This is a genomic window from Providencia sp. PROV116, assembly GCF_028482485.1.
GTDB classification, from domain to species: domain Bacteria; phylum Pseudomonadota; class Gammaproteobacteria; order Enterobacterales; family Enterobacteriaceae; genus Providencia; species Providencia rettgeri.
Genome location: NZ_JAMPQO010000014.1, coordinates 97,659 through 113,550 on the forward strand (window position 1 = coordinate 97,659; position 15,892 = coordinate 113,550).

Genomic DNA, 15,892 nt, shown 5'->3' on the forward strand with positions numbered 1-15,892 from the left:
CACAAGTAGCCCTGCAGGTAATTTCGCAATTGTAAAAAAGGATATGACAGTGGGGAATTTAGAACTTATCTAATGAGTATAAGTGAAGTTCGATTGCAGTAAATCTACAGGGAAAAGTGAATCATTTAAGTAATAGCCATACTCTAAATAATTCGAATTGCAGGAAGGAAACAATTGAAGATAACTCGATGAACATACATCAACATGTGAGTAAGTCACCGAATGCCAGCAACAACGTCACCATGCGAAATATGACCAAGGCAAATTAATTTGCTAAATAGTTCGAACTCTAGCAAGGCAGCAATTGAGGATAGTTTGGGAAGCATACACCAGTATGTGACCCAAATAGCCGAAAGAAGCCAACACAGCTAGAGCTCGAAATATGACGAAAATTTAGGCGCTCTTTCTCTTATCAGCAGCGATATTACTATAATCTGGGCTCTCTAACGCGATTAGCTCATCCAACAACGCGGTTAATTGCTGCATTTTCTCTGGTGAAAATGCCAACTCTATTTTTTGATAACCTTCTTCCACTTCCTGCCGTGCTTTGTCATAGAGCTCTTGCCCTGCTGGTGTCAAAGAGACATATAATTTACGTTGGTCATTCAACGGTTTTAAGCGGAAAATTAAACCTTCGCGCTCCATACGGGTTAGGATCCCCGTTAAACTTGGGCGCAAAATACAGGTTTGAACTGATAATTCATGAAAATCAATTGAACGCTTATCAGCTAAAACTCGAATGATACGCCATTGCTGTTCAGTCAAATTATACGACTTTAATATCGGCCGGAAAAAACCCATTGCGGTTTCTCTTGCCTGCAATAATGCAATTGTCAATGATTCATGCATAAGATTAAAACTCACCACTTAATTAACGTTACTTAACCCAATTTTGGCATTTTATGGCAGTTGCCATTTCGCTTTGTTGGCCCTGTACTTTGATGAAATCACATACCATAACTATGAGCTTTCACATCACCAGTTTGCCTTATTTAAGAGTAGCACGGTCAAATAACAATCTCAAAGAAAAACCCTAAAATATTAATGAGTAAATAATTTAAAAACTCATTTTTAAGTTAATTTTTTGTAAATCAAAAAAAATTGAAAAAATAATAATTTCTTTTATAACATAACCTTACAGAAAGACAGCTTAATTATGTTAATGGGATCACAATTAAAATTAACATTTCCATAAACCTATTGCTAATTTCAAAATTATACTTTATTAATATATTAATAATTACTCGAAAGTTGAATTCTTTTCATTAAGGAGTTGTCAATGAAAGGCACTGTATTTGCCGTTGCCCTCAATCATCAAAGCCAGCTTAGCCACTGGCTTGAGGCATTCCAGCAAGCCCCTTATAAAACCCCACCAAAAACCCCAGTGTGGTTTATTAAGCCGCGTAATACGCGTATCAATTCAGGTGAAAAAATTTTGCATCCCGCTGGTGAAGAAGTGCAAAGTGGCGCTACGCTTGCTTTGGTGATCGGTAAAAATGCACGTAAAGTCAGTAAGACAGATGCACATCAGTTTATTGCTGGGTTTGCGCTGGCAAATGAAGTGAGCTTGCCAGAAGACACCTTCTATCGCCCTGCCATTAAAGCAAAATGCCGCGACACGTTTTGTCCAATTGGTGAAATGGTTGCAACTTCGCTAAATAATCCTGTCGATATCATCACCCTAGTAAATGGTAAAGAAGTGGATCGCTGGTCAACAAAAGATCTGATCCGTGATGCGAGTGAGTTAGTTGCTGCATTAAGTGACTTCGCCACCTTAAAGCAAGGGGATGTGATCCTGCTCGGCACACCACAACAACGTGTCACCATCAAACCCGGTGACGAAGTGGTTATCCAAGCGGAAGGCTTTCCTAGCCTGAAAAATACCGTTGTGGCAGCAGGAGGAAAATAATGTCTACGATTACAAAACACGCCAAAATCCTTTTTAAAGGCACTGAATATTCCGTCACCGTCGGTGATAACGAAGGCATTACGTTACCTAATGGGGACGTGATTGCGGGTGATTCTCCTGATGTTGAATGGTTACCTCCTGCGCAAGGAACCTTGTTTGCCCTAGGCCTGAACTATGCCGACCACGCTGCCGAATTAGAATTTAAGCCACCTGAAGAGCCTTTAATTTTCTTAAAAGCGGAAAGCAGTTTAACGGGTCATCGCCAAGTTTCTGTTCGCCCTGATAATGTGGAATATATGCATTATGAGTCTGAATTAGTGGTGGTGATTGGTAAAACAGCTCACAAGGTTTCAAGGGAAGATGCCATGGACTATGTCGCAGGTTACACCGTGTGTAATGACTATGCGATCCGTGACTATTTAGAGAACTATTATCGCCCAAATTTACGTGTTAAGAGCCGTGATACCTTAACGCCGATTGGCCCTTGGATTGTCGATAAAGATGCCATTAAAGATCCGCATAATTTGGCTTTGTACACCTATGTTAATGGTGAATTACGCCAAAAAGGCACCACTGCCGATCTAATTTTCGATATTCCTTTTTTAATTGCTTACCTCAGTGACTTTATGACATTGCAACCGGGAGACATGATTGCTACAGGGACACCAAAAGGGCTGTCTGACGTGGTACCGGGCGACGAAGTCATTGTTGAAGTTGAAGGCGTTGGCCGACTGGTCAACACCATTATCAGCGAAAAAGACTATGAGGAACGAGTGTAATGACTAAGATTAATCATTGGATCAACGGTAAAAACGTTGCCAGCAAAGACTATTTCGAAACCACCAACCCTGCAACGGGTGAAGTATTAGCAGAAGTCGCCGCGGGTGGACAAGATGAAATCAACCAAGCCGTTGCCGCAGCGAAAGACGCTTTTCCAAAGTGGGCTAACACCCCAATGAAAGAGCGTGCTCGCTTAATGCGTCGCCTTGGTGAATTGATCGACGAAAACGTCCCGCAAATCGCGGAAATGGAAACCAAAGATACTGGTTTACCTATTCACCAAACTAAAAACGTGTTGATCCCACGTGCTTCACATAACTTTGAATTTTTTGCTGAAATTTGCCAGCAAATGAACGGCCGTACATACCCTGTTGATGACAAGATGATGAACTACACCTTGGTTCAACCTGTGGGTGTCTGTGCACTGATTTCCCCATGGAACGTGCCATTTATGACCGCCACATGGAAAACCGCCCCTTGTTTAGCACTGGGTAATACTGCGGTTCTGAAAATGTCTGAATTATCTCCATTATCAGCGAATCGCCTTGGTGAACTGGCGCTGGAAGCGGGTATTCCAGCGGGTGTTTTGAACGTGGTTCAAGGCTACGGTAGCACTGCGGGAGATGCCTTAGTCAAACATCACGATGTGCGTGCAGTATCATTCACTGGTGGTACGGCAACAGGCCGCACCATTATGCAAAATGCTGGTTTAAAAAAATATTCCATGGAATTAGGTGGTAAATCACCTGTGTTGGTGTTTGAAGATGCCGATATTGAGCGTGCACTAGACGCAGCTCTGTTTACTATTTTCTCCATTAATGGTGAACGCTGTACAGCTGGCTCACGTATTTTCATTCAAGAAAGCATCTACCCTGAGTTTGTTAAACGCTTTGCTGAGCGGGCAAATCGCCTGATCGTCGGTGACCCGAACGATCCCAAAACCCAAGTGGGTGCATTGATCAGCCAGCAGCACTGGAACAAAGTTTCGGGTTATATTCGCTTAGGTATGGAAGAAGGCGCAACCTTGTTAGCGGGTGGCCCAGACAAACCGACTGATCTACCTGATCACCTCAAAGGTGGTAATTTCTTGCGTCCTACCGTACTGGCTGATGTCGATAACCGCATGCGTGTCGCCCAAGAAGAGATCTTTGGGCCTGTTGCTTGTTTAATTCCGTTTAAGTCTGAAGAAGACGGTTTACGCATGGCAAATGATATTGAGTACGGTCTTGCTTCGTATATTTGGACACAAGATGTCAGCAAGATTTTACGTTTGTCACGCAGTATCGAAGCAGGCATGGTGTTTGTTAATACACAAAACGTACGTGACCTGCGCCAGCCTTTTGGTGGTGTAAAAGCTTCGGGTGTAGGCCGTGAAGGTGGCGAGTATAGCTTCGAAGTCTTCGCGGAAATGAAGAACGTCTGTATCTCCTACGGAGACCACAACATCCCTCGCTGGGGTGTGTAATAAAAAGCAAAATTATTCCGTAGCAAGCTACACCATTCTTTATTCTAAGTAATTTTGAATCAATGATAATTAATTTGGCTACTTATCCTAAATAATTCGTGTTGTAGCTAGGCGGCAAGTGAAGTTATCCCTAGGAGCATACTGAAGTATGTGACTAGGGTAACTTTATGAAGCCAACAACGCTACGGCGCGAAGTATGACGGATAAGCGAAGGAGGAAGGAAATGGGTAAGTTGGCACTCGCAGCAAAAATAACACACGTCCCATCCATGTACCTATCAGAACTACCAGGTAAAAACTTTGGATGTCGCCAAGCCGCTATCGATGGGCACAAAGAAATCAGTCGCCGCTGCCGTGAGTTGGGCGTTGATACTATTATTGTTTTTGATACACACTGGTTAGTTAACAGCGCCTATCATATTAACTGTGCTGACCACTTCAAAGGTATTTATACCAGTAATGAGCTTCCACATTTTATTCGTGATATGGAATATGAATATGATGGGAACTCCGTATTGGGCCAAATGATCGGTGAGGAAGCACGTAAATTAGGCGTTCGTGCTCAAGCACATGAAATTCCAAGCTTAACCCTCGAATACGCCACATTAGTCCCTATGCGCTATATGAATAGCGATCGTCACTTTAAAGTCATCTCGATTTCAGCCTTCTGTACTTCTCATAGTTTTGAAGACAGCCGTAAGTTAGGCGAAGCCGTACTGACTGCGATTGAAAAATACGATGGAACTGTGGCGGTACTAGCAAGTGGTTCATTATCTCACCGCTTTATTGATGACCAACGTGCTGAAGATGGCATGAACAGCTACACACGTGAATTTGATGAGCAAATGGATAAACGCGTCGTCAAACTTTGGCGTGAAGGACGTTTTGAAGAATTCTGCAAAATGTTACCTGAATATGCCGACTACTGCTATGGCGAAGGCCATATGCACGACACCGTGATGCTATTAGGTATGCTGGGTTGGGATAAATACGCCGAAAAAGTGGAAATTTTAACTGACTTGTTCGCAAGCTCTGGAACAGGGCAATTAAACGCGGTATTCCCTCTGCCTAGTTATATTACTGACAAACAAGCCACCACTGCGTAAGGAGTTGTTATGCCTCATTTTTATGCAGAATGTACAGAAAACATTCGTGATGACGCTCAGCTACCTGAGCTCTTCGCCAAAGTGAATGAAGCCCTTGCGGGAACAGGTATCTTCCCATTAGGTGGCATTCGTAGTCGTGCTATTTGGCTAGATACTTGGCAAATGGCCGATGGCAAGCACGATTATGCTTTTGTCCATATGACGTTGAAGATAGGTACTGGGCGTTCTCTTGAAGATAGGCAAAAAACGGGGGAAATGATTTTTGAGCTGATCAAAAAACATTTTGCCGATTTGATGGCAAAACGCTACCTCGCATTATCTTTTACCATGGAAGAGCTTGATCCAGTTTTAAATTATAAGCAAAACAATGTTCATGCCTTATTTAAGGGTTAACAGTTTAAAGGTTAATGGTTTAAATCTTTATTTAGCGTTTTATTGAGAGGGCAAGATGGTTAAAAATTTCGATAAACACATACCGCGCTATTTGATCCCATTACTAGGGTCATTAGTGGCATTCGGTCCATTGTCTATCGATATGTACCTTCCTGCCCTCCCTCAAATGGGTATTGCGTTACACGCCACTCAAGGGCAAATGCAGTACACTCTTGGCGCCTTTTTTGCCGGATTCTGCATTGGAATGCTGTTTTATGGCCCACTAAGTGACCTTCTAGGTCGTCGGAAAATGTTGTTAAGTGGCCTTGCCATTTTTACTGTCGCCAGTTTGTTGTGCGCCCAAGCCACCAATGCAAATACTTTGATTGTATTCCGAGCGCTGCAAGCTTTTGGCAGTGGAGCGGCCATTGTGATGGCAAGGGCTATCGCTAGGGATGTTTACCCTGCTCATGAGTTACCTAAAGTACTGTCATTAATGACACTTGTGACCATGATAGCGCCATTACTGGCACCGCTATTGGGTGGTTTTTTACTCGTTCATTTTCAGTGGCAAGTGATTTTCTATTTGCTGGCAGTGATTGGCTTGGCTTCGGTGTGTGCAATTTTTTTCTTACTCCCTGAAACGTTAACCCACCAGCGCGGTTCTGAAAATATACTTTGTGTCGCTTTCAAGAATTATGCACAGGTGCTCACAGACCGAGAAGCACTGAGTATTATTGGCACCATGGCTTTCTCCTTTGCCGGTATGTTTGCCTTTATCAGTGGTTCACCGTTTGTGTACATCAATTATTTCGGTGTTTCTGAACAACATTATGGTTTGCTGTTCGGCTGTAACATCTTGGGGATGATTGTCATGCTGTTGTTGAACGTTAAACTACTAAAAACCTATAGTTTAACGCGCATACTGACTATGCAAAGTGGGTTTCAATTAGCGTTTGGTCTGCTGTTACTCATATTTTACCAACAAAGTTTGCCCATAATTGTTATTCTAGTCGTACTGTTCTTATCGATGGTCAATGCTATCGGCACGAACAGTTTGTCACTATTACTGCAACATCGCGGGAAAATTGCAGGAAGTGCCAGTGCACTTGCCATTTCTATTCAGTTTGCCTTAGCGGCTGTCGCCAGCGTTGCAGTTTCTGTATTACAAGATGAATCCCCATTCGCTATGGCACTTGTTATGGCGCTTTGTGCCGGGTTAAGTTTTGCTAGCCAACAGCTATCAGCTAAAAATATCCGCCCACAAGTCCAATCAGTGTCTTCGGAGAACAACGAAAAATGAGCATAAATACCAATTCTACATTATTTCGCCAACAAGCTTATATCAACGGCCAATGGGTTGATGCCCAAAATAAAAGTGTATTTGAGGTCACTAACCCAGCAAACAACGAGGTTATCGCTAACGTCAGCAATGTCGGTGCTTTAGAAACTCAACAAGCTATCGAAGCCGCAGAAAAAGCCCTGCCGGCATGGCGTGCTAAAACCGCCAAAGAGCGCAGCCAAATTTTAAACAAATGGTTCCGTTTAATGATGGATAACCAAAAGGAATTGGCCGAATTACTCAGTGCTGAGCAAGGCAAGTCGATCACTGAATCGATGGGAGAAATTGCCTACGGTGCCAGCTTTATTGAGTGGTTTGCTGAAGAAGGTAAACGAGTGTATGGGGAAACCATTCCATCACCTCTGCCAGGACGTCGTCTGGTGACGATAAAACAGCCCGTGGGTGTGGTTGCGGCTATCACGCCATGGAACTTCCCAAATGCCATGATCACCCGCAAAGTCGGCCCTGCACTCGCAGCAGGCTGTACGATGGTATTAAAACCTGCGGCAGAAACGCCATTATCAGCATTAGCATTGGCAGCGTTAGGGGAAGAAGCTGGCATTCCTGCTGGCGTGTTTAACATTGTTCCAGGTACTGATGCTAAAGCTATTGGTGGCGTTATGACTTCCAGCCCAATTGTTCGCAAACTCACATTCACGGGTTCAACGCGAGTCGGTAAGTTGCTGATGGAACAGTGTGCCAATACGGTGAAAAAGATGTCTCTGGAACTCGGTGGTAACGCGCCATTTATCGTGTTTGATGATGCTGATTTAGATGCAGCAGTACAAGGTGCATTAGCGGCTAAATTCCGTAATAGCGGGCAAACTTGTGTGTGTGCTAACCGTATTTTAGTCCAAGAAGGGGTTTACGATGAATTTGCAGCTCGTTTGGCAAAAGCGGTGAATGAACTGAAAATCGGACCAGCCACACAAGCGGACTCTCAACAAGGTCCTCTGATTAACCAAGCCGCGGTCGATAAAGTCACTGAACATATTGCAGATGCCGTTTCACACGGTGCAAAAGTGATTGCAGGGGGTAAACCAGCCCAATTAGGTGGCTTGTTCTTTGAACCGACGGTTATCACAGGTGTGACTGAGTCCATGAAGGTCGCAAAAGAAGAAACGTTCGGCCCACTGGCACCATTATTTAAATTCCGTGATGAGCAAGAAGCGATTGATCTTGCCAATGATACTGAATTTGGCTTGGCATCTTATTTCTATTCAAAAGATATCGGGCGTATCTACCGTGTTGCAGAGGCATTAGAAAGCGGCATGGTGGGTATTAATGAAGGCATTATTTCAAACGAAGTAGCCCCATTTGGTGGTATTAAGCAGTCTGGTCTGGGGCGTGAAGGTTCACGCTACGGAATTGAAGATTATTTGGAAGTGAAATACCTCTGCTTTGGTGGTCTTTCCAATTAGAAAGACACATTAGCTGGCGGTCTTCGCTTTTAAAATCTTAGCTCTAAATAATTCGAGTTAGAACAAGGCGGCAAATGAGACTAATCCCTTAGGAGCATACCCGTGTGACTAGGGGATAGGCCAAGCCTATCGTGAAGCTAACGCAGTTATAGCTCGAAGTATGGCCTGAACAAATGATTTTAGAGCCTCTTTGTTAGCTCTAAATAATTCGAGTTAGAACAAGGCAGTAAATGAGACTAATCCCTTAGGAGCATACCCGTGTGACTAGGGGATAGGCGCAAGCCTATCATGAAGCTAACGCAGTTATAGCTCGAAGTATGACGAGCTGAGGTACAAAAGGAAAATAAGATGTTACAAAAAGATGTCATATCGCAAATCGCACAGCGCCTAAATCAGGCTGAAAAATCACGTGAGCAAATTCGTCAGATCTCACTCGATCACCCAGAAATGACGATCGACGATGCTTATGCTATTCAAAAAGAGTGGGTTGGCGTGAAAATTGCTGAAGGACGCGTGTTAAAAGGCCATAAAATTGGGCTGACGTCTAAAGCAATGCAAGCCAGTTCACAGATTGATGAACCTGATTACGGCGCGCTTCTTGACGATATGTTTTTTGATGACGGCTGTGATATTCCAACAGACCGCTTTATCGTGCCACGCATTGAAGTTGAATTAGCTTTCGTACTCGCAAAGCCATTACGCGGGCCAAACTGCACCATCTTTGATGTGTATAACGCGACTGATTATGTGATCCCAGCACTTGAGCTAATTGATGCACGTTGCCACAACGTTGACCCTGAAACCAATCGCCCACGCAAAGTGTTCGATACCATTTCAGATAACGCAGCAAATGGCGCAGTAATTTTAGGTGGCAGACCAATCAAGCCACGCGATTTGGATATGCGCTGGATCAGCGCCCTGCTCTATCGCAATGGTGTCATTGAAGAATCCGGTGTAGCAGCGGCTGTACTCAATCACCCAGCGAATGGTGTGGCATGGCTAGCGAACAAATTAGCACCGCATAATGTGCAACTTGAGCCAGGCCAAATTATTTTAGGTGGTTCATTTACACGCCCTGTCCCTGCTCGTAAAGGCGATGTATTCCATGTTGACTACGGCAATATGGGTTCCATTAGCTGCCGATTTGTATAAGGAATCCCCATGGATCTGTTAGAAAATAAATTCAAGAAAGCCTTAAAAAGTGGCCAACCGCAAATTGGTTTATGGCTTGGCTTGTGCAGCCCATATAGTGCTGAATTACTTGCCGGTGCAGGCTTCGACTGGTTATTAATTGATGGTGAACATGCACCAAATAATGTGCAAACGACCTTATCTCAGTTACAAGCTATTGCCCCTTATCCGTCACAACCCGTCGTTCGTCCGCCATGGAATGATCCAGTTATCATTAAGCAATTGCTAGATATTGGCGCACAAACGTTGTTGCTGCCAATGGTGCAAAATGCAGAGCAAGCCAAGCAAGCGGTACGCGCAACGCGTTATCCACCCGCAGGGATCCGTGGTGTCGGCAGTGCTTTAGCTCGCGCTTCTCGCTGGAACCGAGTACCTAATTATTTAACTCGTGCCAATGATGAAATGTGCGTGATAGTACAGGTTGAAACCCGTGAAGCCATGAATAATCTTCCTGAGATCTTAAAAGTTGAAGGTGTCGATGGCGTGTTTATCGGCCCTGCGGATCTTAGTGCAGATATGGGCTTTTCAGGCAACCCTAACCACCCAGAAGTCAAAGCTGCGATAGAAAAAGCGATTGTCCAAATTCGTGAGGCTGGCTTGGCACCAGGTATTTTAATGGCAGCCCCAGATGTTGCCGAACATTATCTTAAACTCGGCGCACTATTTGTTGCCGTCGGGGTCGACACCACGCTACTGGCACGTACCGCAGAAGCACTAGCAGCAAAGTTTGGTAAAACAGTTTCAGAGGTGACCTCGAGTGCACCCAGTGTTTATTAATAAAGCTATCTCTAAATAAGTTAATTTTAACCCTACAGACAAATAACTTAATTAGATAAATAAAAAATCAATATCGCAATATAGGGCAGACAGCACCATGACTGCCTACTAGTCCCTTGTACCTATAATAATCTGCAAAAGAAAGAATTGAGGGCCCTACAATATGAGTAATCAACAACTTGCAAGCACTAACCCTGCTGAACAACATAAAAATTTAACCGAACCGCAGCAGCGGGTGATTAATAAACTATTTAAACGTCTCATTGTATTTTTATTTGTGCTGTTTGTTTTTTCTTTCTTAGACCGTATTAATATCGGCTTTGCAGGTCTAACTATGGGGAAAGATATCGGCCTAACTTCCACCATGTTTGGCTTAGCAGCCACCTTGTTCTATGCCACTTATGTGATTTTTGGTATTCCAAGTAACATCATGTTAGGGATTGTTGGGGCTCGCCGCTGGATAGCCACCATCATGGTACTTTGGGGTATCGCTTCTACAGCCACCATGTTTGCCACAGGGCCAACCAGTTTATACGTCCTACGGATGTTAGTGGGTATCGCTGAAGCTGGCTTCTTACCGGGGATTTTAGTTTATTTAACTTACTGGTTCCCTGCCTATTTCCGTGCTCGTGCTAATGCCTTATTTATGATTGCGATGCCAGTCACCATGGCATTCGGTTCATTAGCTTCTGGTTATATTTTAGGCATGGATGGCATTTTAAACCTAAAAGGCTGGCAATGGCTGTTCCTATTAGAAGGTTTTCCATCAGTGATCCTCGGTGTGTTGGTTTGGTTCTATTTGGATGATTCACCAAAGAAAGCCAAATGGCTGACCCAAGAAGATAAAGACACATTGCAAGAAATGATGGACCAGGACCAACTAGAGCTTGTGCAACCTCATGGTTCAAAAAGCCATACGGCTATGCAAAACAAAAGCTTATGGAAAGAAATTTTCACTCCAGTCATTCTGATGTATACCGTGGCCTACTTCTGTTTAACCAATACATTAAGTGCCATCAATATTTGGACTCCGCAAATTATGCAAAGCTTCAATCAAGGCAGTAGTAATGCCATGATTGGGCTGTTAACTGCCATCCCACAGTTTTGTACTATTCTTGGGATGATCTATTGGAGCCGCCGCTCTGACCGGTTACAAGAACGGAAAATGCACACCGCCTTACCGTACTTATTTGCAGCAGCGGGGTGGGTGCTCGCGGCGATGACTAGCCATCCAGTCATTCAATTGATTGGTATCATCATGGCATCAACGGGTTCATTTACTGCAATGGCTGTGTTCTGGACAACGCCAGACCAATCAATCAGTCTACGTGCTCGTGCTATCGGTATTGCTGTTATCAACGCAACAGGTAATATAGGTTCTGCCGTCAGTCCACTGTTAATTGGTTGGCTAAAAGACCAAACCGGTAGCTTTAACTCAGGCCTGTATTTTGTGGCTGGTTTGCTGGTGGTCGGCGCGCTGTTAGTCATTGCTATCCCAATGAAAAACTCAAGACCAAGAGCAACACCTTAATGTTTTGATGTTTTGATGTTTTAAATGTTTTAATAACTTACGCTGCAAATAATTATTAAAGGGTGTTACCCAAAATAATTTGGCTTGCAGCTAGGCGGCAAGCAAGTTAATCCCTAGGAGCATACTGAAGTATGTGACTAGGGTTGGCTTGTGAGGCCAACAACGCTGCGAGCCGAAGAATGAAGGGTAACTCAACTTTAATTACCAATATAGACATCAGTACAGACTACGACGAAACCCAAGGCACCGACGACGTCCACTACCAAACCTTTGGCAACATGGCCGCCTTCTTTGGTCGCGACATGCAAGCTCATCGCCATGATGGTTTCTTTCAGTTGCACTATTTGGTTACCGGCCATATTACTTTGCAGCTCGATGAGTCACGCTATTCTGTTCAAGCCCCGCTATTTATTCTTACGCCCCCTTCGGTTGCACATGCATTTTTCACTCAAGAAGACACTGACGGCCACGTACTCACCGTACGGCAAGACCTGATCACCCCGCTTCTTGGCTCACTGTACCCTGCCAATCCAGATTTGGTCGATATTCCTGCTATTTGTTTATCTGTTGCCGATAAGCCTGATGATATCGATACCTTTAACCATTACTGGGCATTAATGGCTCGTGAATCGGCTAATAACCATACAGGCAAAGACCAAGTTCTTGCCTCTTTAGCCCAAGCGCTATTTACCTTTCTACTGCGCTCTATTCCACTTGATGAGCACCCAACAACAGGGGTTAGAGGCGAACACCGCCTATTCCAGCGGTTTAATCAGCTTATTGACTTACACTATCATGAACACCTCGCAGTGCCTGAATATGCCAAAAAACTTGATGTTACGGAGTCACGCCTTAAAGATATGTGCCGGCGGTTCGCTAACCGGCCACCGAAAAGGTTAATTTTTGACAGAATATTGCGAGAAGCCAAGCGGATGTTACTGTTTTCCGATAGCCCCGTTTCAGAGATTGCCTACCAGCTCGGTTTCAAAGACCCCGCCTATTTTGCTCGTTTTTTTAACCGATTAGTCGGATGCTCTCCTAGCCTATGGCGGGAACAAAACCTTCATTAAAAAGGAGCCTTAGTGATTTTATTCTTATTTCTGAGAAAAAATCATCAATAGCTCCTTAGCTGTATATCAAATCCTCTTCAAGTTTATCTCGATAAACTGTTACGCCCTCAAATCACGTTACATTTTAAAAACATTTTTGATATTTTATAAATTTCGTTTTAACTTTGTAAAAATACCAATAATGCTTAACCAAAAGTGAATACAAAGATTAAAAAAAGAACAATTATAAAAAATAATATAATTAACATTAATATAGAAATAATTTTATTATTGAATAATAATCAATATGTTAAAAATGAGATTAAGCATTACATTAATATCAAAACATCGAAGTGATCACATTTCTTTCACAAAGAACAATTTTCAACGAAAAGTACCAGCGAACCTTTAGAAAATCTCTTTAAAACCCCCTCGAAAAACGATTCAATTAAGAAACACAAAATAAACATAAAATTAACATATTCGCTTGCAACCTTTATACCCTATCAATGCAAGCCCTCATTGTGAGATAACGAGGTAGACATGAAACCAGAAGATTTTCGTTCAGATGCTAAACGCCCTTTTAATAGCCAAGAATACTTAAAAAGCCTACAAGATGGCCGTGAAATCTATATTTATGGCGAGCGTGTGAAAGATGTCACTACTCATCCAGCTTTTCGTAACTCTGCAGCTTCAATAGGACAGTTATATGATGCGCTTCATGATAAAACGACTCATGACCAGCTTTGCTGGAATACCGACACAGGTAACGGTGGATACACTCACAAATTCTTCCGTTTCGCAACCAGCCCAGAAGAATTACGCCAACAACGTGATGCTATCGCAGATTGGTCACGCCAGAGCTACGGATGGATGGGACGCACTCCAGACTATAAGGCGGCATTCGCCAGCTGTTTAGGTGCAAACCCTGAATATTATGGCCAATTTGCAGATAACGCGCGCAATTGGTACAAACGCATTCAAGAAAGCGGTCTGTACTTTAACCATGCGATCGTTAACCCACCGATTGATCGTCATAAGCCCGCTGATGAAGTGAAAGATGTTTATATCAAACTCGAAAAAGAGACAGATGCAGGGATTATCGTCAGTGGTGCGAAAGTCGTTGCGACCAACTCCGCATTAACACACTATAACTTTATCGGTTTTGGCTCTGCACAAGTAATGGGAAATAACCCTGATTTTGCCCTGATGTTTGTTGCCCCAATGGACGCAGACGGTGTGAAATTAATCTCACGTGCATCTTATGAATTAGTGGCTGGCGCAACAGGCGCACCATTTGATTACCCACTTTCCAGCCGTTTCGATGAAAATGATGCCATCTTGGTGATGGATCACGTGTTAATTCCATGGGAAAACGTCCTGATCTACCGTGACTTTGACCGTGCACGTAATTGGGCTGTCCAAGGTGGATTCGCACGTTTATTCCCATTACAAGCTTGTGTCCGCTTAGCGGTTAAATTAGACTTCATTACCGGATTGTTACAAAAAAGTTTAGAATGTACAGGTGTTATTGATTTCCGTGGTGTACAAGCAGATTTAGGTGAAGTGGTTGCGTGGCGTAACCTGTTCTGGTCCTTGACTGACGCAATGACTTCTGAAGCCAAAGCCTGGGAAGGCGGTGCATTCTTACCGGATACCCAAGCTATCCAAACTTATCGAGTTATGGCACCAATGGCTTACACCAAAATCAAGAATATCATTGAAAGTAACGTAACAAGTGGTTTGATTTATCTGCCATCAAGCGTTCGTGATATGAATAATCCTGAAATTGATAAGTATTTAGCGAAATATGTTCGCGGTTCGAACGGAATGGATCACGTTGAACGCATCAAGATCCTTAAGTTAATGTGGGATGCTATTGGTAGTGAATTTGGTGGGCGCCATGAATTGTATGAAATTAACTACGCAGGAAGCCAAGACGAAATTCGTCTGCAATGTCTGCGTCATGCACAAGGTTCTGGCAATATGAAAGCCATGACAGATATGGTTGATCGCTGCTTATCAGATTACGATCAACATGGATGGAAACGTCCACACCTGCATAACAACAATGATATTAATCAGTTAGATTCGCTGCTGAAATAGTCGGCAGCAGGAGGTCAAAATGTCTTTAGAAAATGAACATCGCCTGCGTTTCAGAGATGCGATGGCAAGTCTTGGTGCAGCAGTCAATATCGTCACCACGGATGGGACTGAGGGTCGCTGTGGAATTACAGCTACCGCAGTCTGTTCAGTTACAGATACGCCACCCACTTTGATGGTCTGTGTCAACCGCAACAGTGCAATGAATGCGGTTTTTCAAAAGAATGGCCGCCTGTGCGTGAACGTGCTGAGCCATGACCAAGAAGAGTTAGCGTGCCATTTTGCTGGGATGAAAGGTTCCACAATGGAAGAGCGTTTTAGCTGGAATGTATGGGAAAAAGGCCTCTTACAACAACCTCAATTAAAAGGTTCTCTTGCTAATTTAGAAGGTGAAATTACACAAGTGCAAGATATTGGTACGCACTCTGTCTACATGGTTGAAATGAAACAAATCATTGTTAACGATACAGGGCATGGTCTCGTTTACTTTAAACGTAAATTCCATCCTGTTATGCACCAAATCCTTGAGCCAACCGCTTAATTGGTAAAGTATTTATATTAAATAGCCTCTTATATTTGAGGCTATTTTTTTATATCTCATCGTTTAGTCAAAATAATAGCTAGCAACAGACTTACTCCTCATAAAATGTTTCAGTCTGAAATTTTTTATACATATAAATTATTAGTTATTTTGTATAATTTTTAAAGGATAGTGTTTTTCTGGAAAAACAAATACTCCTTTAGCCTCCCACCTTTAAACATAACATGCGTAAACAAAAACCCAACCAACTGATTTTTAAGGATTTTTAAAATTACACTAAATATGCTTAATTGACATAACATAAAT

Annotated in this window: 14 protein-coding genes; 13 read left to right on the forward strand and 1 reads right to left on the reverse strand. The window is 43.1% G+C overall.

Features of this window, described 5'->3' with window-relative positions:
* Positions 1–393: 393 nt before the first annotated feature.
* Entirely contained in the window at positions 394–849 is a 456-nt protein-coding gene (hpaR, locus tag PSE72_RS10270) for a homoprotocatechuate degradation operon regulator HpaR (RefSeq protein ID WP_004905292.1), read from the reverse strand.
* A gap of 430 nt (positions 850–1,279) precedes the next feature.
* Here hpaR and PSE72_RS10275 point away from each other — a divergent pair, with 430 nt between their 5' ends.
* The 13 genes from PSE72_RS10275 to hpaC all read left to right on the forward strand — a co-directional run bounded on the left by PSE72_RS10275 (position 1,280) and on the right by hpaC (position 15,586).
* The gene (locus PSE72_RS10275) at positions 1,280–1,909 is read left to right on the forward strand and encodes a fumarylacetoacetate hydrolase family protein (protein ID WP_109911939.1); all 630 of its coding nucleotides are present in this window, start codon (positions 1,280–1,282) and stop codon (positions 1,907–1,909) included.
* A complete protein-coding gene (locus PSE72_RS10280) occupies positions 1,909–2,688 on the forward strand; it encodes a fumarylacetoacetate hydrolase family protein (RefSeq protein WP_115166682.1) in 780 nt (259 codons plus the stop codon). Before PSE72_RS10275 ends, PSE72_RS10280 begins: the two co-directional genes overlap by 1 nt.
* Positions 2,688–4,154 (forward strand): 5-carboxymethyl-2-hydroxymuconate semialdehyde dehydrogenase, encoded by a 1,467-nt coding sequence (gene hpaE, locus PSE72_RS10285; protein ID WP_004905295.1) that lies wholly within the window; start codon positions 2,688–2,690, stop codon positions 4,152–4,154. Before PSE72_RS10280 ends, hpaE begins: the two co-directional genes overlap by 1 nt.
* A gap of 223 nt (positions 4,155–4,377) precedes the next feature.
* The gene (gene hpaD, locus PSE72_RS10290) at positions 4,378–5,259 is read left to right on the forward strand and encodes a 3,4-dihydroxyphenylacetate 2,3-dioxygenase (RefSeq protein ID WP_004914293.1); all 882 of its coding nucleotides are present in this window, start codon (positions 4,378–4,380) and stop codon (positions 5,257–5,259) included.
* A gap of 9 nt (positions 5,260–5,268) precedes the next feature.
* Complete coding sequence (locus PSE72_RS10295; protein ID WP_115166680.1) at positions 5,269–5,652, forward strand: 5-carboxymethyl-2-hydroxymuconate Delta-isomerase; 384 nt, start codon at positions 5,269–5,271, stop codon at positions 5,650–5,652.
* Between the two features lie 55 nt (positions 5,653–5,707).
* Complete coding sequence (locus PSE72_RS10300; protein ID WP_115166679.1) at positions 5,708–6,934, forward strand: Bcr/CflA family multidrug efflux MFS transporter; 1,227 nt, start codon at positions 5,708–5,710, stop codon at positions 6,932–6,934.
* Complete coding sequence (locus PSE72_RS10305) at positions 6,931–8,394, forward strand: NAD-dependent succinate-semialdehyde dehydrogenase (RefSeq protein WP_109911937.1); 1,464 nt, start codon at positions 6,931–6,933, stop codon at positions 8,392–8,394. Before PSE72_RS10300 ends, PSE72_RS10305 begins: the two co-directional genes overlap by 4 nt.
* 348 nt (positions 8,395–8,742) lie before the next feature.
* Positions 8,743–9,546: a 2-oxo-hept-4-ene-1,7-dioate hydratase gene (gene hpaH / locus PSE72_RS10310; protein ID WP_004914311.1), complete on the forward strand. Its 804-nt coding sequence runs from the start codon at positions 8,743–8,745 to the stop codon at positions 9,544–9,546.
* Between the two features lie 9 nt (positions 9,547–9,555).
* Positions 9,556–10,362, forward strand: a complete 807-nt coding sequence (gene hpaI / locus PSE72_RS10315; protein WP_110732249.1) for a 4-hydroxy-2-oxoheptanedioate aldolase — start codon at positions 9,556–9,558, stop codon at positions 10,360–10,362.
* 163 nt (positions 10,363–10,525) lie between these two features.
* Positions 10,526–11,893: a 4-hydroxyphenylacetate permease gene (gene hpaX / locus PSE72_RS10320; protein ID WP_004914317.1), complete on the forward strand. Its 1,368-nt coding sequence runs from the start codon at positions 10,526–10,528 to the stop codon at positions 11,891–11,893.
* 179 nt (positions 11,894–12,072) lie between these two features.
* Positions 12,073–12,963: a 4-hydroxyphenylacetate catabolism regulatory protein HpaA gene (hpaA, locus tag PSE72_RS10325; protein WP_004914320.1), complete on the forward strand. Its 891-nt coding sequence runs from the start codon at positions 12,073–12,075 to the stop codon at positions 12,961–12,963.
* A 522-nt stretch (positions 12,964–13,485) separates the two neighbouring features.
* Complete coding sequence (gene hpaB / locus PSE72_RS10330) at positions 13,486–15,048, forward strand: 4-hydroxyphenylacetate 3-monooxygenase, oxygenase component (protein ID WP_004914324.1); 1,563 nt, start codon at positions 13,486–13,488, stop codon at positions 15,046–15,048.
* A 19-nt stretch (positions 15,049–15,067) separates the two neighbouring features.
* Positions 15,068–15,586, forward strand: a complete 519-nt coding sequence (gene hpaC, locus PSE72_RS10335; RefSeq protein ID WP_109911935.1) for a 4-hydroxyphenylacetate 3-monooxygenase, reductase component — start codon at positions 15,068–15,070, stop codon at positions 15,584–15,586.
* Positions 15,587–15,892 lie beyond the last annotated feature (306 nt).

Bases quoted from the DNA above. Each gene is read 5' to 3' on its own strand.
- hpaR (WP_004905292.1), bottom strand. From the start codon at position 849: ATGCATGAATCATTGACAATTGCATTATTGCAGGCAAGAGAAACCGCA.
- PSE72_RS10280 (WP_115166682.1), top strand. From the start codon at position 1,909: ATGTCTACGATTACAAAACACGCCAAAATCCTTTTTAAAGGCACTGAA.
- hpaB (WP_004914324.1), top strand. From the start codon at position 13,486: ATGAAACCAGAAGATTTTCGTTCAGATGCTAAACGCCCTTTTAATAGC.
- hpaC (WP_109911935.1), top strand. From the start codon at position 15,068: ATGTCTTTAGAAAATGAACATCGCCTGCGTTTCAGAGATGCGATGGCA.
- hpaI (WP_110732249.1), top strand. From the start codon at position 9,556: ATGGATCTGTTAGAAAATAAATTCAAGAAAGCCTTAAAAAGTGGCCAA.
- hpaD (WP_004914293.1), top strand. From the start codon at position 4,378: ATGGGTAAGTTGGCACTCGCAGCAAAAATAACACACGTCCCATCCATG.
- hpaE (WP_004905295.1), top strand. From the start codon at position 2,688: ATGACTAAGATTAATCATTGGATCAACGGTAAAAACGTTGCCAGCAAA.
- PSE72_RS10305 (WP_109911937.1), top strand. From the start codon at position 6,931: ATGAGCATAAATACCAATTCTACATTATTTCGCCAACAAGCTTATATC.
- PSE72_RS10295 (WP_115166680.1), top strand. From the start codon at position 5,269: ATGCCTCATTTTTATGCAGAATGTACAGAAAACATTCGTGATGACGCT.
- PSE72_RS10300 (WP_115166679.1), top strand. From the start codon at position 5,708: ATGGTTAAAAATTTCGATAAACACATACCGCGCTATTTGATCCCATTA.
- hpaH (WP_004914311.1), top strand. From the start codon at position 8,743: ATGTTACAAAAAGATGTCATATCGCAAATCGCACAGCGCCTAAATCAG.
- PSE72_RS10275 (WP_109911939.1), top strand. From the start codon at position 1,280: ATGAAAGGCACTGTATTTGCCGTTGCCCTCAATCATCAAAGCCAGCTT.
- hpaX (WP_004914317.1), top strand. From the start codon at position 10,526: ATGAGTAATCAACAACTTGCAAGCACTAACCCTGCTGAACAACATAAA.
- hpaA (WP_004914320.1), top strand. From the start codon at position 12,073: ATGAAGGGTAACTCAACTTTAATTACCAATATAGACATCAGTACAGAC.